Raw genomic sequence first — 13,479 nt, 5'->3', positions numbered from 1 at the left:
TCATTGGTTCAGGGTGCGGACTTGCTCGACGGTGACGATCTCCAGCATCGGCGAGTACAGCCGCATGATGTCGATCGCGTTCCGGTGGCTCACCTCGTCGGCGCCGGCGCACGCGTCCTCGACCACCTGGACGTACACGCCGGCGTCGACCGCGGCCAGCGCCGTGGTCAGCACGCAGCAGTCGGTCGTCACGCCGGCGACGACCAGGTGACCACCCGGGCCGACCCGCTCGGCGAGCTCGGGCCCCCACGCGCCGAAGGTGGTCTTGTCCAGCGTCGGCGCACCCTTGAACTCGTCGACCAGCTGGTAGTCGTCCGCGTCGGGCGGCTGCAGCGCGAACGGGTAGAGCTCGTAGTACGTGGCCCAGGAGCCGACTGGTTTCTCGGGCGCGACGAACCGGGTGAAGATCACCTCCGGCGACAGGATCCCGATCAGCTGCTCGGTGGGTTCCAGCACCCGCCGGAAATCCGGCGCGGCCCAGCCGGAGGCCGGGTCGGCGAAGATCTTCTGCAGGTCGATCAGCGCGAGCACCGGCGCCATCAAGCCATCCTCTCCTGCTTGCGGACGGCGGACGTCCCGCCGGCCAGCTGGACCACGAAGCCGGCGACCAGGGCGAACAGCACACCCAGGTTCGCGAACGCCCAGTCGCCTTCCTTGCCGCCCAGGCCGAACGGCTCGAGCAGGTAGCCCTGCCAGGTCAGCCAGGAGGCCAGCGAGTTCGTGACCAGGCCCCAGCCGATGCCGGTGGCAACGATCATGGTGAGCACAGGCAGCCAGCGGACGTCGCCGTACCGGCCGTGGCGGTCGAACAGGTCGGCGTCGGCGTAGTCGCGGCGGCGGGACGCGATGTCGGCCAGCATGATCCCGCACCAGGCGGCGACCGGGACGCCGAGCGTGATCAGGAAGCCCTGGAACTCGCCGAGGAACTCGTCGCCGTAGAAGACCACGTAGACGGTGCCCGCGATCATCACCACGCCGTCGATGAGCGCGGCGACGTACCGGGGTGCGGGCAGGCCGACCGACAGCAGGGCAAGGCCGGACGAGTAGATGTCGAGGACGGCGCCGCCGACCAGGCCGAGGACGGCGACGATCACGAACGGCACCAGGAACCAGGTCGGCAACGCCTCCGCCAGGGCGCCGATCGGGTCGGCGGCGATCGCCTCGCTCAGGTCCGTCGACGAGCCGGCCAGCAGCAGACCGAAGCCGAACAGGATCAGTGGTGCGATCGAGGCGCCGAACGTGGTCCAGCCGACCACGCCGACGCCGGACGAGTTGCGCGGCAGGTAGCGGGAGTAGTCCGCGGCCAGGTTCACCCAGCCGAGGCCGAAGCCGGTCATCAGGAACACCAGCGCGCCGATCAGTTGCTGGCTCGACCCGCTCGGCAAGCCGGACACCGTGCTCCAGCTGATCTGGTCGGCGACCAGCACGATGTAGACGACCGTGAGGACGCCGGTGACGACGGTGATCACGGTCTGCGCCCGCATGATCAGGTCGAACCCGAGCACCCCGCAGGCGACGATCAGCACACCGACGACGATCAGCGCGACCACCTTCGTCACGGTGCCGCCGCCCCAGCCGAGGCGCTCGAACACGGTCGCGGTGGCCAGCGTCGCGAGGATGGTCAGCACGGTCTCCCAGCCGACGGTCAGCAGCCACGAGACGAGCGACGGCAGCTTGTTGCCCCGGACACCGAACGCGGCCCGGCTGAGCGCCATCGTCGGCGCCGAACCGCGTTTGCCGGCCAGCGAGACCAGCCCGCAGAGCAGGAACGAGAACACGATGCCGACCACGCCGGCCACCAGTGCCTGCCAGAACGAGATGCCGAAACCGAGCGCGAACGCGCCGTAGCTCAGCCCGAGCACCGACACGTTCGCCCCGAACCACGGCCAGAACAGCTGGCTGGGCCGGCCCTTCCGCTCCTCGTCCGCGATCACGTTCAGCCCGTTGCTCTCCACCGCGAGCGCCCGCGACTCCGGTCCCCGCACCTCAAGCTGATCGGCCATGCCGTCTCCAACCCGAACGAACCTGTTCAGTCCTGTTCAATCACGGTAGGACCGCGCTCACCGGCCGGTCAACGGGGTTTGCGCGCGATCCCCGCCATGGCGCACTAGGCTTACAGCCATGGCCCAGATCGACCTGCCGTTGCCGACCGTGCGGCCGGACGTGGGCGCGCTGGCCAAGCTCGCGCCCGAGCCGGTCCGGTACCTGCTGAACTGGGGCCGCAAGTACTCGCTCTGGGTGTTCAACTTCGGCCTCGCCTGCTGCGCGATCGAGTTCATCGCCGCGTCGATGGGCCGGCACGACTTCATCCGGCTCGGCGTGATCCCGTTCGCGCCCGGGCCGCGGCAGGCCGACCTGATGGTGGTGTCCGGCACCGTCACGGACAAGATGGCGCCGGCCATCAAGCGACTCTACGACCAGATGCCGGAGCCGAAGTACGTGATCTCGTTCGGCTCCTGCTCGAACTCCGGCGGCCCGTACTGGGACTCGTACTGCGTGACCAAGGGCGTCGACCAGATCATCCCGGTCGACGTCTACGTGCCCGGCTGTCCGCCGCGGCCGGAGGCGCTGCTGCAGGGCATCCTCAAGCTCCAGGAGAAGATCGCCGGCGAGAACATGCCGAGCCGGTACGACGAGCCGTCCGCGGCGGCGCTGACCCGCGGCCTGGTGACGCCTTGAGCCCGGAGTCGAACCTCGACGCCCTGGAGACGCTGACCGGGGCCGGGATCGCGGCGACCCAGGCGGACAGCTTCGGCCCGACGGCGATCGACGTACCGGCGGAGTCGTGGGTGGCGGCGCACGAGGTGCTGCGGGACGCGGTCGGGCTGACGTTCTTCGACTTCCTGACCGCGAGCGACGAGCTCACCGACGGGTTCCGGGTGGTGTCGCACCTGGCCGACTTCTGGGGCGGGTCGCACGTCGAGCACGTGCTGGTGCGGACGCTCATCCCGCGGGACCAGCCGACCCTCGCGTCCTTGTCCGACCTGTACGCCGGGGCCAACTGGCACGAGCGTGAGACGCACGAGATGTTCGGCATCACGTTCACCGGCCACCCCAACCTGGTCCCCCTGCTGCTGCCCGACGGCTTCGAGGGCAACCCGCTGCGCAAGGAGTTCGTCCTCGCCTCCCGCGTCGCCAAGCCGTGGCCGGGCGCCAAGGAGCCCGGCGAGTCCGACCACGCCCCCTCGCACGGCGCCCCGAGCCGCCGCCGCACACTGCCGCCCGGCGTCCCCGACCCCGAAACCTGGGGCCCACGCCAGCCCGGCTCCCCCGACCCAGACCCCCTCGCCCCCGCCCAGGCCGCCTCCACCCCAGCCCGCCCCCGCCGAGCCGCGGGCGAACGCCGCACCCGAAAGCAGACCGAAGCCCCGCCGGCCGAGCCCGAGTCGTGATACCACCCCGTCGGAGGTGGCGGGTGGTTCAGTTGCCGTCAGGCCTGAGCGAGTCGCTCAGCTGGTTGTCCGGTGAGGTTGGCGATGAGTTCGAAGTCCTTGTCCACGTGAAGTAGGACCAAGCCGGTCTGCTCTGCCGTGGCGGCGATCAGCAGGTCTGCGACTGACGGCGCTCGATGCTGGCCGGCGGACGCGAGTTGCGACTGGACGACGACAGCGCGGCGCTCGATCGCAGGGGTCGCGTTTTCCACCGGCATCGCGGCGATGGGCGGCTGCTGCACGAGAGACCGGTGCTCGTCTGCGGATCGGGCCGAAAAGCCGACCTCGAGCAGGGTCACGGTGGTGATGTGCACGAGCCCGCGGTTGATGCGGTTCGCCCACTCCTCCCGATCGGGAGCAGTGCTCAGGCGCACCAAGGCCGACTTGTCGATCAGCCAGCGCCGGGAGTCGACGGCCGGCGTCATGACCAGGCCTGGTCCATGATGTCAGGGTCGTCCAGATCGCGGGCCAGGTTCGAGAATCGCTCCAGATCGGCAACGGTCACGGCAACCTCCGAGCGCCCGGCCTCCTGGCTGAGCAGTCGGCGCAGATACTCGCTCCTGGACAGCCCCAGGTCGGCGGCTCGGTGGTCGACAACCGCCAGCACTTCGTCGGGGACATCGCGAATGAGAACGTCACTCATGGCGTTACCTCCTACCTGATATCCGATGATATCAGCGCCGGAACTCGGCGGCGTGTTCTTCGGACCACTGGGCGAAGGTTAGGGCGGGGCGGCCGGTGAGTTGGGGGACTGTGGGGGTTACGGGCTCGGGGTTGTTGATGAGGGAGGCCCAGTAGGTGAGGGCGGAGTCGGCGAGGGTTGGGTCGGCGCCTTGGGCGAGCATGGCCTGGCGGGCGTCCGCGGCTGAGAGCTCCTCGACTCGCATTTCCTTGCCGATGGTGCGCGCGATGGTCTGCACCTGCTCGGCCTGGGTGAGGACCTCGGGGCCGGTCACTTCGTAGGTCTGCCCGATGTGGTGGTCGCTCAGCAGACTGAGTACGGCGACCGCGGCGATGTCACGCTCGTGGATCAGGGAACGCCCGGCCTGCGGCGACGGCAGCCGTACGACGTCGCCACTCCGGAACTGGTCCGCCCACGTCTGCGCGTTCACCGCGAACCCGCCCGGCCGGACGAACGTCCAGTCCTTGCCCGCCTTCCGCAACAGCTCCTCGACATCGCCCCACATGCCACCGGACGCCGCGTTCAACGACGACAGGAATGCCACGCGTTGCGGGAGCTCTGCGACGATCGGCTCCGCTCCCTCGGAGCTGTACGACGGCCACAGGAGGAAGGCGGCGTCCGCGCCGGCCGCGGCACGCCGTACTGCTGATGGGTCGTAGATGTCGCCTTGGACGAGCTCGACGTCCGGCGGGAGATTGGCGGCTTCCGGCGTACGGACCAGGGCCCGGACGTGGACGCCGGCGGCTTGCAGCCCGGCGACGACATGACGGCCGACGCGGCCGGTGGCTCCGGTGACGAGAATGTTGGTCATGTCCACAGCCTTTGACCTCAACGTTGGTTGAGGTCAAGCCGAACTCGGTAGGGTGCCGTCATGGTCGAGTTCGTGGTGCGGGTGGTCGGCGTCATCGTCGCCTTCCTGGTGGCGCCCTTGCTGGTCGGTCAGGCCGAGCACAAGGTGATGGCGCACATGCAGTCGCGGCTCGGCCCGATGTACGCCGGCGCCTTCCACGGCTGGGCGCAGCTGGTCGCGGACGGCGTGAAGTTTGTCCAGAAGGAGAGCGTGGTCCCGGCCGCCGCGGATCGGCGGGTTTTCGAGTGGGCCCCGATCGTCGCGATCCTGCCGTACCTGGCCGCGATCGCCGCGATCCCGCTGGCGCCCGGCATCGTCGGCGCCGACCTCGACTCGGGGCTGTTCTTCGTGCTCGCCGTGATGAGCATCGGCGTTCTCGGCTCGCTGATGGCGGGCTGGGGCAGCGGCAACAAGTACAGCTTGCTCGGCGGGCTGCGGGTCGCCGCCCAGCTGATGAGCTACGAGCTGCCGTTCGTGCTGTCCGCGGCGAGCGTCGCGGTCGCGGCGGGTTCGCTGAGCCTGACCGGGATCGCGGAGGCGTGGAACCCGTGGTGGCTGCTCTGGCAGCTGCCCGGCCTGGTCGTGTTCTTCATCGCCGGCCTGGCCGAGCTCCAGCGGCCGCCGTTCGACATGCCGGTCGCCGACTCCGAGGTGATCTTCGGCCCGTACACCGAGTACACCGGCCTGCGGTTCGCGATGTTCCTGCTCGCCGAGTACGCCGGCATCGTCATCCTGGCCAGCCTCACCACGGTGCTGTTCCTCGGCGGCTGGAGCGGGCCGGGCCCGGACTCGATCGGCTGGATCTGGTCGATCCTGAAGATCGCGTTCGTGTCGGTGGTGGTGATCTGGGTGCGGGTCTCGTTCCCGCGGCTGCGCGCCGACCAGCTCCAGAAGCTGGCCTGGCAGGGCCTCGTGCCGGTGGCGCTGCTCCAGCTCGCGCTCACCGGCATCGGGGTCACCATCTTCTAAGGAGTTGCCAGCGCTTCGGTCGGCGAGAGCCGGGAAGCGCGGATCGCCGGGTAGAGACCGGCAAGCCCGCCGATCACCAGCGTGGCCGCGACGCCGCCGGCCAGCGCCCACAGTGGGATCACCGTGAGCCAGTTCTGGTACGACGCATATCCCGCACTGACTGCAGATCCGAGCAGCGCCCCGCCGACGCCCCCGAGCGCGGACAGCAGCAGCGACTCGGTCAGGAACTGGGTCCGGATCTGACCGCGGGTCGCGCCGAGCGACCGCCGCAAGCCGATCTCCGCCCGGCGTTCCAGCACCGAGATCACCATGATGTTCGCAACGCCGACCCCGCCGACGAGCAGGGCGACCCCACCGAGGCCGAGCAGCAGCCCGGTGAACGCCTCACCCGCGGCCTGCTTGGCGGCCAGCGCGTCCGACGGCCGCGACACCTCGACCTCGTTCGGCGCCTCCGGGTTGGCCGTTGCCCCGAGCACCGACCGGACCGACTCCACCTGCGCGTCGTCCGACCGGGTGTAGATGGTCGTGGGATGCCCGTCGAAGGCGAGCGTGGCGTCCGCGGCCGGCCAGCCCATCAGCGCGGCACTGTCCAGCTCAGGCGCCAGCGCTGCCGGCTCGAGGATGCCGAGCACCGTGAACCACTTGTTGCCGATCAGCACCTGGGTGTCCGGGCTCGCCCTGGTGATGCCGAGCCGCTCAGCGGCGCTCGCCCCGAGCACGGTCGCCGGGTAGCGGCCGGTCGCCGCGTCGAGCCACTTGCCGCTCCGGACAGTCGCGCCGATCGTGTCGAGGAGGTTGGCGCGGGCGGCGTACGCGATGATCCCGTTGGTCTCGACGTCCGGGATCTTGTCGCTGCGGTACACCGGCACGTCGTCGACCCGGCCGACCGCCGACTGCGCGCGGACCGGGCGGATCCGGCCGACCATCGCCTCCGCGGTCAGCGGCAGTTGTGCCTGCTCGCCGGTCAGCCGGGTGCCCGGTGCGACCGTGAGCAGGTTGGTGCCGAGGGCATCGAGTTGGTTGTCCAGCTCGGCCCGCGACGAGGACGAGATGCCGACCACCGCGACCATCGCGGCGATCCCGATCGCGATCCCCAGCGCGGACAGGAAGGCCCGCATCGGCCGGGTGCGCAACCCGACCGCCCCGACCCGGACGACGTCCCGCGGCCAGAGCTTCGCCGGCTTCAATTCGCTCATGCGTGCACCTCCTCGATGATCCGGCCGTCCCGCATCCGAACCTGGCGGGGGAGTGATGCCGCGATGTCGCGGTCGTGCGTGATGATGACGACCGTCGTACCGCTCGCGTGCAGGTCGCGCAGCAACTGCATCACCCCGGCGCCGGACGCCGAGTCCAGCGCCCCGGTCGGCTCGTCGGCCAGCAGTACCGCGGGTTCGCCGGCGACGGCCCGGGCCACGGCGACCCGTTGCCGTTCGCCACCGGAGAGCTCGTGCGGTTCGTGGTCCATCCGGTGGCCGAGGCCGACCCGCTCCAGGGCTGCCGCTGCGCGCTTCCGCCGTACCGACGGTCGGAGTCCGGAGTAGAGGAGTCCGTCGGCGACGTTGTCGAGGGCGCGTACGCCGGAGGCCAGGTGGAACTGCTGGAAGACGAAGCCGATCCGGGTGGCCCGCAGCGCGGACAGACCCGAGTCGGACAGCCGCGCCACGTCGTACTTGTCGATCCGGACGGTGCCGGAGGTCGGCCGGTCCAGCGTGCCGAGGACGTTGAGCATCGTCGACTTGCCCGAACCGGACGGCCCGACGATCGCGACCAGCTCGCCGCGGGCAATCCGCAGGCTGACCCCGCCGAGGGCCGCGACCCCGCCCGAGTACACCTTGGTCACCTCGGTCAGCTCGATCACTTCGGGATCCCCACCACGGTGCCGGCCTTGATCCCGGCGCCGCTGACCTCGACCTGGCCGTTCGCGAACAGGCCGGTCTTGACCGGCAGGTAGCTGGACGCCGTACCGTCGGTGACTTCGAGGCCGAAGCCGCCTTCGCGCAGTGCGACCAGGGCAGCGACCGGGACGGTCAGCACGTTCTTTCGCTCGGAGGCGGTGAACGTGACGTCGACCGACGCCAGCCCCCAGGCGGCCACCGCCTTCTGGTCGTCGACGGCAACGATCACCTCGACCTTGGTCTCCGGGTCCTTGTCCTGGCTCTCGGCCGGGATGATCACCGTCGATACCTTCTCCACCCGGCCCGGCACGACCTTGCCGTCGGGCAGGGTGATGTCGACCTTCGACTTCGGTTTCGCCAACCGCTGGTCCGCGGCGTCGAGCTGAACCGTGACGGCCTTCGTCGTGCCGGTGTAGGTGAGGACGTTCTGGTTCGGCCCGAGCGGCGAGCCCTCCTGTGCCGCGACGCTGTCCACCCGGATGTGGCCCGGTGCGAACAGCACACTGCCGAGCTCGACGACCCCGGTCTCGTCCAGCCCGAGGTCCTCCTGCCACTCCTCCACAGCCTCGGCTGTGGCGTCGGTGTACTCGTCGTCGACGGTGAAGCCGGTGTAGCCCATCGCACTGAGGTTCTGCTCGAGCTGCAGGACGTCCTGCCCTTCGCTGCCATCCAGCAGTCGCCTGTAGGCCGGCAGAGCGCCGTACAGGAGCGTCGTGGGCTTGTTGTCCACGCTGTAGACGGTCTCGCCGCGCTTCAGCTCCTGCCCACTGTCCGGTACGGCGGTGATCGTGCCGGCGGCGCGGTTGACCGCGGCGGACGTCGTACCGAAGCCGAGCTCGCCGTCGGCTGTCTCGGTGTCCTTCAGCGTCTGCTGGGTGACCTTGGTGGTGTTGACGGGGAGTGCGACGGCGGCCTGGTCTGCTGCCTGGCTGGTGTCGCCCCGGTTCACCAGAAAGGCGCTTGCTGCCCCTCCGGCGGCCAGGACGACCACAGCGGTCAGTGCTCGGCGCATCACTTACCCGCCAGGATGCTCTGGCAGGCGTCCTGCGCCTTCTGGAAGTCGGGGTCGTCGGCCACGCCCGGGCCGATCATGATGCCGCGCTGGCCCGGCTTCGGGTCCGGGAACTTCTCCACGCCGTTCTCCCGCATGCAAACGGCGTACTTGCGGCCGTTCTCCTCCTGCTGCGGGTTCGATCCGGCCTGGCCCTGCGGGTTGAGCTCCTTGCACGCCTCCATCGCCTGCTGGACCTTCTCCTGCGTCACGCCGGAGTTCCGGTCGAACTTCAGCATCGGGCCCTTGCCCGGCTCGGGGTCCGGCACGTTCAGGCCCTGCTCGCGCAGGCACTGGGTGAACTTGATCGCCATCTCGTCCCGGCTCAGGCTCGGCGTGTTGCTCGGCGCGGTCGCCTGCGCCTGGGCCCCGGTGCCGGACGCCACCTGGTTGTCGGGCTCCTCCGAGCCGCAGCCGGTCAGCAGTACGACGGCCGCCAGCGCTGCCGCGGCCAGAGTGGTCTTGCGCATCACACATCTCCTCGGTGTCGGTTCTGGCCGCCCAGCCTTCGCCGCGAGCCGTTTCCCTGCCGTTTCCGAGCCCGATAACACGGAGGAAACACGCGCGTCGGGGATCATGGGAGGCGTGCGTGTGCTGGTGGTCGAGGACGAACCGTTGCTGGCGGCAGCGATCGCGGAGTGGTTGCGCGACGACTCCCATGCTGTCGACGTGGCCGGCGACGGCGGCTCCGCGCTGGAACGGCTGACAGTGAACGAGTACGACGTACTCGTGCTGGACCGCGACATCCCGGTCGTCCACGGCGACGAGGTGTGCCGGCGGCTGGTGGAGTCCGGGTCGGCCACGCGGGTGCTGATGCTGACGGCCGCGGCTGCTGTCACGGACCGGGTCTTCGGGCTCGGGCTGGGTGCGGACGACTACCTGACGAAGCCGTTCGCGTTTGCCGAGCTGGCGGCCCGGGTGCTCGCGTTGGGGCGCCGGAGTCGGCCGGCTGATCCGCCCGTCCTGCGTCGTGCCGGGGTGACGCTGGACCCGGCTCGGCACGAGGTGTTCCGGGACGGTCGGTACGTACCACTGTCGAAGAAGGAGTTCGCCGTACTGGCGGAACTGCTGCGAGCCGACGGCGCGACCGTCTCGGCCGAACAACTGCTGGAGAAGGCATGGGACGAGCACGTGGATCCGTTCACCGGGGCGGTCCGGCTGACCATCCTGAAGCTACGGCGGAAGCTGGGGGAGCCGGGGCTGGTGGAGACCGTCACTGGCGTCGGCTACCGCATCCCATGAAGCGGCTGACGCTGCGAGGACGGCTGACCCTGATCTACGGCGGTCTGTTCCTGGTCGCTGGGGTGCTGCTGCTCGGGGTGACGTATGTGCTCTTCAGCAACAACCTCACCGGCGGCTACCGCGTGCTGGTGCAGGGGACGTACGTCAGCACTCCCGGAGCCACGCCGAAGTCGCCGAACCAGTTGTTCGTGCTGAACAAGAACGGCGACTCGCTGGCGGGTGACGCCGCGGAGAAGGTCATCCAGGAGCAGCGGGAACAGGTCCGGCAGGCGGCGATCAAGTCCTTGCTTACCCAGGGCAGCATCGCGCTGGTCGTGGTCGGCGGACTGGCCGCCGGCTTTGGCTGGCTGGTCGCGGGACGCGTGCTGGCGCCCCTGCACCGAGTCACCGACACCGCACGCCGCATCGCCGCGTCACCAGCGGCCCTGCACGAGCGGATCGCGCTACGCGGGCCTGACGACGAGGTGAAGAACCTGGCCGACGCCTTCGACACCATGGTCGAGCGGCTGGACCACTCCTTCGACGGCCAGCGCCGATTCGTCGCCAACGCCTCCCACGAGCTGCGTACGCCGCTCACCCTCGGGCGGGCCCTGGTCGAGGTGGCGATGCACCGCCGTACCGCGTCCGCGGACGTGCAGGAACTCGGCGAGAGCCTGCTCACGATCAACGCCCGGCACGAGCAACTCATCGACGGCCTGCTGATCCTGGCCGACTCCGAGAAACAACTCACCACCGTCTACCCGGTCAACCTCGGCGACATCGTCACCCACGTCGCCGGCCAACTCTCCGCCGAGGCATCATCCGCCGGCGTCGAGCTGATCCGCGGCCCCGGCGACGCCCCTACCCGCGGCGACGCCCTCCTCCTCGAACGCCTCGTCCACAACCTCGTGGAGAACGGCATCCGCCACAACGCGGACCGCCCTGCCTCAGCGGACCGCCTGACCTCAGCGGATCGCCCGACCTCAGCGGACCGGCACGCGACAGCCGACCGCCGGGCCTCAGGGGACCGCCAGGCCATCACAACCGAGCCGCGACCGGACGACCAGGCGGGCGGCGGCGGGACATCATCGAATGTGATGGCGTGGCGGTCCGAGCCGGCGGCCGACCGCTGGGTCCGCGTCGTCAGCAAGACGGTCGGCGACCATGCCGTGGTCACTGTCACCAACACTGGCCCCGACATCCCGCCGTACGAAGTCGAATCCCTCTTCAAACCCTTCTACCGCCTGGGCGCCGAACGCCTGGTAGGCGGCAAAGGCGCCGGCCTGGGCCTCTCGATCGTCCGCTCAGTAGCCGAAGCCCACCACGGAACCGTCACCGCCACCCCCCGCCCAGGCGGCGGGCTGGAAATCACCGTGCGCCTACCTGCCGACCCGGCCTAACCACGACACCGCTCCCGTCCGCCTGACACGAGCAAGGACACCGCTACGCGGCGGCTGCCCTTCGGCCGCCTGCGGCGGCGCCGCGAACTGTGATCCCGGCTGCTGTGCTCGGCGAACAATTGTCGACGGTGGGTGCGTCGGTACGCGGGATCTGCCGCGGTGCCTCCTCCAGGATCAAGCGGGGCCGACGCCGCGTAGAGGACATCGGTACGCGGCGGCTGTTGCCGGTGCCATACGCGGGTGCTGCGAAGTGTCGTACCGACCGCTGTAGTCGGCGAACAAGCTGGCGAGGAGGCGCTCGTCAGGCCGACTCGAGCACGGGGCAGGTTGACCGGCGTCAGCTCGGCCGGATCGCGAGCCGGTGGCGGAGTTGATCCCGGCTGGGGATGCGCGGGCTGCTGTCGGGCGGGGGTGGTTGGAAATAGTGTGTTGTTGCCTGTCGATGGGAGGTGTGGGTGTTCGTGTAGGGGGTGGAAGGACTCTCGTCGGAGGTGGGTATGAATCAGTATTTGCTCAGCATTTATCAGCCGGATGGGCCGGCGCCGGAGCCGGAGTTTCTGGAGCCGGTGATGCGGGAGTTGGGGGCGTTGAACGAGGAGATGCAGGCGGCGGGCGTGTGGGTGTTCGCGGCCGGGTTGCACCCGCCGGAGACTGCGACCGTGCTGAAGGCGTCGGGGGACGAGGTGCTGGTGACCGACGGGCCGTTCACCGAGGGGAAGGAGCATCTGGGCGGGTTCACCGTGATCGAGGTGGAGGACCTGGATGCGGCGCTGAGCTGGGGACGGCGGCTGGCGCAGGTGCTGACGAACCTGTCCATCGAGGTTCGGCCGTTCGTGACGTGACCGTCGACGTCGCGGGGGTGTTCCGGGCCGAGCACGGGCGGGCGGTCGCCGTACTGACGCGTGTGTTCGGCGACCTGGAGATCGCGGAGGACGCGGTCCAGGACGCGTTCGCGGCGGCGGTGGAGAAGTGGCCGGCGAACGGCGTACCGCCGAGTCCGGCCGGCTGGATCATCACCACCGCCCGCAACCGTGCCATCGACCGGCTGCGGCGTGAGTCGGTGCGGGAGGACAAGCACGCCCAGGCGGCGCTGCTGCATGCCGAGGCCGAGCTCGTGGAGGAGGGCGCCGTGCACGACGACCGCCTCCGGCTGATCTTCACCTGCTGCCACCCGGCGCTCGCCCTCAACGTCCGGGTCGCGCTCACCCTGCGGATGCTCGGCGGCCTGACCACGGCCGAGATTGCCCACGCGTTCCTGGTCCCGGAGCCGACGATGGCGCAGCGCCTGGTCCGCGCCAAGGCGAAGATCCGCGCGGCCCGCATCCCGTACCGCGTCCCGTACGAAGCCGACCTCCCCGAACGCGTCCGCGGCGTCCTCGCCGTCGTCTACCTGATCTTCAACGAGGGGTACGCCGCCTCGTCCGGCGAGACCCTCGTCCGCGACGACCTGTGCGCCGAGGCGATCCGCCTTGGCCGCCTCCTCGTCGAGCTCATGCCCGACGAGCCGGAGGCCGTCGGCCTCCTCGCCCTGATGCTCCTCCAAGCCTCCCGCCGTCCCGCCCGAGTCGCTGCGGACGGCTCCCTCGTCCGCCTGTCGGACCAGGACCGCCTGCTGTGGGACCGGTCTTTGATCGCTGAAGGCCACGAGTTGGTACGGCGCTGCCTCCGCCGCAACCAGCCCGGTCCGTACCAGCTCCAGGCGGCGATCAACGCCGTACACACCGACGCCCCGACCGCCGCGGCCACCGACTGGCCCCAGATCCTCCAGCTCTACGACCACCTGCTCACCCTCGATCCCACTCCCGTCGTAGCCCTCAACCGAGCCGTGGCCGTCGCCGAAGTCCACGGCCCCGCCGAAGCCCTCACGTTGATCGAAGACCTCGACCTAGGAGGGCGCTGAATTAGGGCGGGTTCTGGGGTTGGTCGCTGTGTGGGCTGTAGCGCGGATGCTGTCGGGGCGGGTGCGTGTGAAGGCTGGCC

At 70.0% G+C, this 13,479-nt stretch carries 16 protein-coding genes; 7 read left to right on the top strand and 9 right to left on the bottom strand.

Annotated elements, in window-relative coordinates; genetic code table 11:
- Together AB0H36_RS20970 and AB0H36_RS20965 are read right to left on the bottom strand one after the other, a co-directional pair.
- On the bottom strand, positions 1-540 hold the full coding sequence (locus tag AB0H36_RS20970; RefSeq protein ID WP_360525582.1) for a cysteine hydrolase: 540 nt from the start codon (positions 538-540) through the stop codon (positions 1-3).
- Complete coding sequence (locus AB0H36_RS20965) at positions 540-2,003, bottom strand: cytosine permease (protein WP_360525579.1); 1,464 nt, start codon at positions 2,001-2,003, stop codon at positions 540-542. The genes AB0H36_RS20970 and AB0H36_RS20965 overlap by 1 nt, the downstream gene beginning before the upstream one ends.
- Before the next feature lie 118 nt (positions 2,004-2,121).
- On the opposite strand from AB0H36_RS20965, the gene AB0H36_RS20960 reads away from it, so the two are divergent.
- The gene (locus AB0H36_RS20960; RefSeq protein ID WP_360525576.1) at positions 2,122-2,679 is read left to right on the top strand and encodes an NADH-quinone oxidoreductase subunit B family protein; all 558 of its coding nucleotides are present in this window, start codon (positions 2,122-2,124) and stop codon (positions 2,677-2,679) included.
- Complete coding sequence (locus tag AB0H36_RS20955; protein ID WP_360525573.1) at positions 2,676-3,392, top strand: NADH-quinone oxidoreductase subunit C; 717 nt, start codon at positions 2,676-2,678, stop codon at positions 3,390-3,392. Before AB0H36_RS20960 ends, AB0H36_RS20955 begins: the two co-directional genes overlap by 4 nt.
- A gap of 38 nt (positions 3,393-3,430) precedes the next feature.
- On the opposite strand, the gene AB0H36_RS20950 is transcribed toward AB0H36_RS20955, so the two are convergent.
- From AB0H36_RS20950 to AB0H36_RS20940, 3 genes are read right to left on the bottom strand one after another with little or no spacing between them, the layout of a single operon-like run.
- Positions 3,431-3,856, bottom strand: a complete 426-nt coding sequence (locus AB0H36_RS20950) for a PIN domain nuclease (protein ID WP_360525570.1) — start codon at positions 3,854-3,856, stop codon at positions 3,431-3,433.
- Positions 3,853-4,074, bottom strand: coding sequence for a ribbon-helix-helix protein, CopG family (locus tag AB0H36_RS20945; protein WP_360525567.1), 222 nt, complete (start codon positions 4,072-4,074; stop codon positions 3,853-3,855). Before AB0H36_RS20945 ends, AB0H36_RS20950 begins: the two co-directional genes overlap by 4 nt.
- A 31-nt stretch (positions 4,075-4,105) precedes the next feature.
- Complete coding sequence (locus AB0H36_RS20940; RefSeq protein WP_360525564.1) at positions 4,106-4,924, bottom strand: NAD(P)H-binding protein; 819 nt, start codon at positions 4,922-4,924, stop codon at positions 4,106-4,108.
- Between the two features lie 60 nt (positions 4,925-4,984).
- Here AB0H36_RS20940 and AB0H36_RS20935 point away from each other — a divergent pair, with 60 nt between their 5' ends.
- Entirely contained in the window at positions 4,985-5,932 is a 948-nt protein-coding gene (locus AB0H36_RS20935; protein WP_360525561.1) for a complex I subunit 1 family protein, read from the top strand.
- Here AB0H36_RS20935 and AB0H36_RS20930 read toward each other — a convergent pair.
- Genes AB0H36_RS20930 through AB0H36_RS20915 form a run of 4 tightly spaced genes read right to left on the bottom strand, consistent with a single transcriptional unit; the run spans position 5,929 to position 9,348 of the window.
- Positions 5,929-7,128 (bottom strand): ABC transporter permease, encoded by a 1,200-nt coding sequence (locus AB0H36_RS20930; RefSeq protein ID WP_360525558.1) that lies wholly within the window; start codon positions 7,126-7,128, stop codon positions 5,929-5,931. The two genes, AB0H36_RS20935 and AB0H36_RS20930, sit on opposite strands and share 4 nt — an antisense overlap.
- Positions 7,125-7,790, bottom strand: coding sequence for an ABC transporter ATP-binding protein (locus tag AB0H36_RS20925; protein ID WP_360525555.1), 666 nt, complete (start codon positions 7,788-7,790; stop codon positions 7,125-7,127). The genes AB0H36_RS20930 and AB0H36_RS20925 overlap by 4 nt, the downstream gene beginning before the upstream one ends.
- Positions 7,787-8,839, bottom strand: coding sequence for a peptidoglycan-binding protein (locus tag AB0H36_RS20920; RefSeq protein WP_360525552.1), 1,053 nt, complete (start codon positions 8,837-8,839; stop codon positions 7,787-7,789). The genes AB0H36_RS20925 and AB0H36_RS20920 overlap by 4 nt, the downstream gene beginning before the upstream one ends.
- Complete coding sequence (locus AB0H36_RS20915) at positions 8,839-9,348, bottom strand: hypothetical protein (RefSeq protein WP_360525549.1); 510 nt, start codon at positions 9,346-9,348, stop codon at positions 8,839-8,841. Before AB0H36_RS20915 ends, AB0H36_RS20920 begins: the two co-directional genes overlap by 1 nt.
- Positions 9,349-9,463: 115 nt before the next feature.
- Here AB0H36_RS20915 and AB0H36_RS20910 point away from each other — a divergent pair, with 115 nt between their 5' ends.
- The 4 genes from AB0H36_RS20910 to AB0H36_RS20895 all read left to right on the top strand — a co-directional run bounded on the left by AB0H36_RS20910 (position 9,464) and on the right by AB0H36_RS20895 (position 13,399).
- Complete coding sequence (locus AB0H36_RS20910) at positions 9,464-10,120, top strand: response regulator transcription factor (RefSeq protein ID WP_360525546.1); 657 nt, start codon at positions 9,464-9,466, stop codon at positions 10,118-10,120.
- Complete coding sequence (locus tag AB0H36_RS20905; protein ID WP_360525543.1) at positions 10,117-11,499, top strand: HAMP domain-containing sensor histidine kinase; 1,383 nt, start codon at positions 10,117-10,119, stop codon at positions 11,497-11,499. The genes AB0H36_RS20910 and AB0H36_RS20905 overlap by 4 nt, the downstream gene beginning before the upstream one ends.
- Positions 11,500-11,996: 497 nt before the next feature.
- Positions 11,997-12,341, top strand: coding sequence for a YciI family protein (locus AB0H36_RS20900; RefSeq protein WP_360525540.1), 345 nt, complete (start codon positions 11,997-11,999; stop codon positions 12,339-12,341).
- On the top strand, positions 12,338-13,399 hold the full coding sequence (locus AB0H36_RS20895) for an RNA polymerase sigma factor (RefSeq protein ID WP_360525537.1): 1,062 nt from the start codon (positions 12,338-12,340) through the stop codon (positions 13,397-13,399). The genes AB0H36_RS20900 and AB0H36_RS20895 overlap by 4 nt, the downstream gene beginning before the upstream one ends.
- Positions 13,400-13,479: the final 80 nt, after the last annotated feature.

The sequence above is a fragment of the Kribbella sp. NPDC050820 genome (assembly GCF_040653975.1).
Lineage (GTDB): Bacteria > Actinomycetota > Actinomycetes > Propionibacteriales > Kribbellaceae > Kribbella.
Note: the sequence above shows the minus strand (reverse complement) of the source record. Positions and strands in the feature narration are given on the sequence as shown.

Excerpts from the sequence above, each read along its gene's own strand:
- AB0H36_RS20950 (WP_360525570.1), bottom strand. The coding sequence starts at position 3,856 with ATGACGCCGGCCGTCGACTCCCGGCGCTGGCTGATCGACAAGTCGGCC.
- AB0H36_RS20970 (WP_360525582.1), bottom strand. The coding sequence starts at position 540 with ATGGCGCCGGTGCTCGCGCTGATCGACCTGCAGAAGATCTTCGCCGAC.
- AB0H36_RS20900 (WP_360525540.1), top strand. The coding sequence starts at position 11,997 with ATGAATCAGTATTTGCTCAGCATTTATCAGCCGGATGGGCCGGCGCCG.
- AB0H36_RS20930 (WP_360525558.1), bottom strand. The coding sequence starts at position 7,128 with ATGAGCGAATTGAAGCCGGCGAAGCTCTGGCCGCGGGACGTCGTCCGG.
- AB0H36_RS20915 (WP_360525549.1), bottom strand. The coding sequence starts at position 9,348 with ATGCGCAAGACCACTCTGGCCGCGGCAGCGCTGGCGGCCGTCGTACTG.
- AB0H36_RS20965 (WP_360525579.1), bottom strand. The coding sequence starts at position 2,003 with ATGGCCGATCAGCTTGAGGTGCGGGGACCGGAGTCGCGGGCGCTCGCG.
- AB0H36_RS20960 (WP_360525576.1), top strand. The coding sequence starts at position 2,122 with ATGGCCCAGATCGACCTGCCGTTGCCGACCGTGCGGCCGGACGTGGGC.
- AB0H36_RS20935 (WP_360525561.1), top strand. The coding sequence starts at position 4,985 with ATGGTCGAGTTCGTGGTGCGGGTGGTCGGCGTCATCGTCGCCTTCCTG.
- AB0H36_RS20945 (WP_360525567.1), bottom strand. The coding sequence starts at position 4,074 with ATGAGTGACGTTCTCATTCGCGATGTCCCCGACGAAGTGCTGGCGGTT.
- AB0H36_RS20905 (WP_360525543.1), top strand. The coding sequence starts at position 10,117 with ATGAAGCGGCTGACGCTGCGAGGACGGCTGACCCTGATCTACGGCGGT.
- AB0H36_RS20920 (WP_360525552.1), bottom strand. The coding sequence starts at position 8,839 with ATGCGCCGAGCACTGACCGCTGTGGTCGTCCTGGCCGCCGGAGGGGCA.
- AB0H36_RS20940 (WP_360525564.1), bottom strand. The coding sequence starts at position 4,924 with ATGACCAACATTCTCGTCACCGGAGCCACCGGCCGCGTCGGCCGTCAT.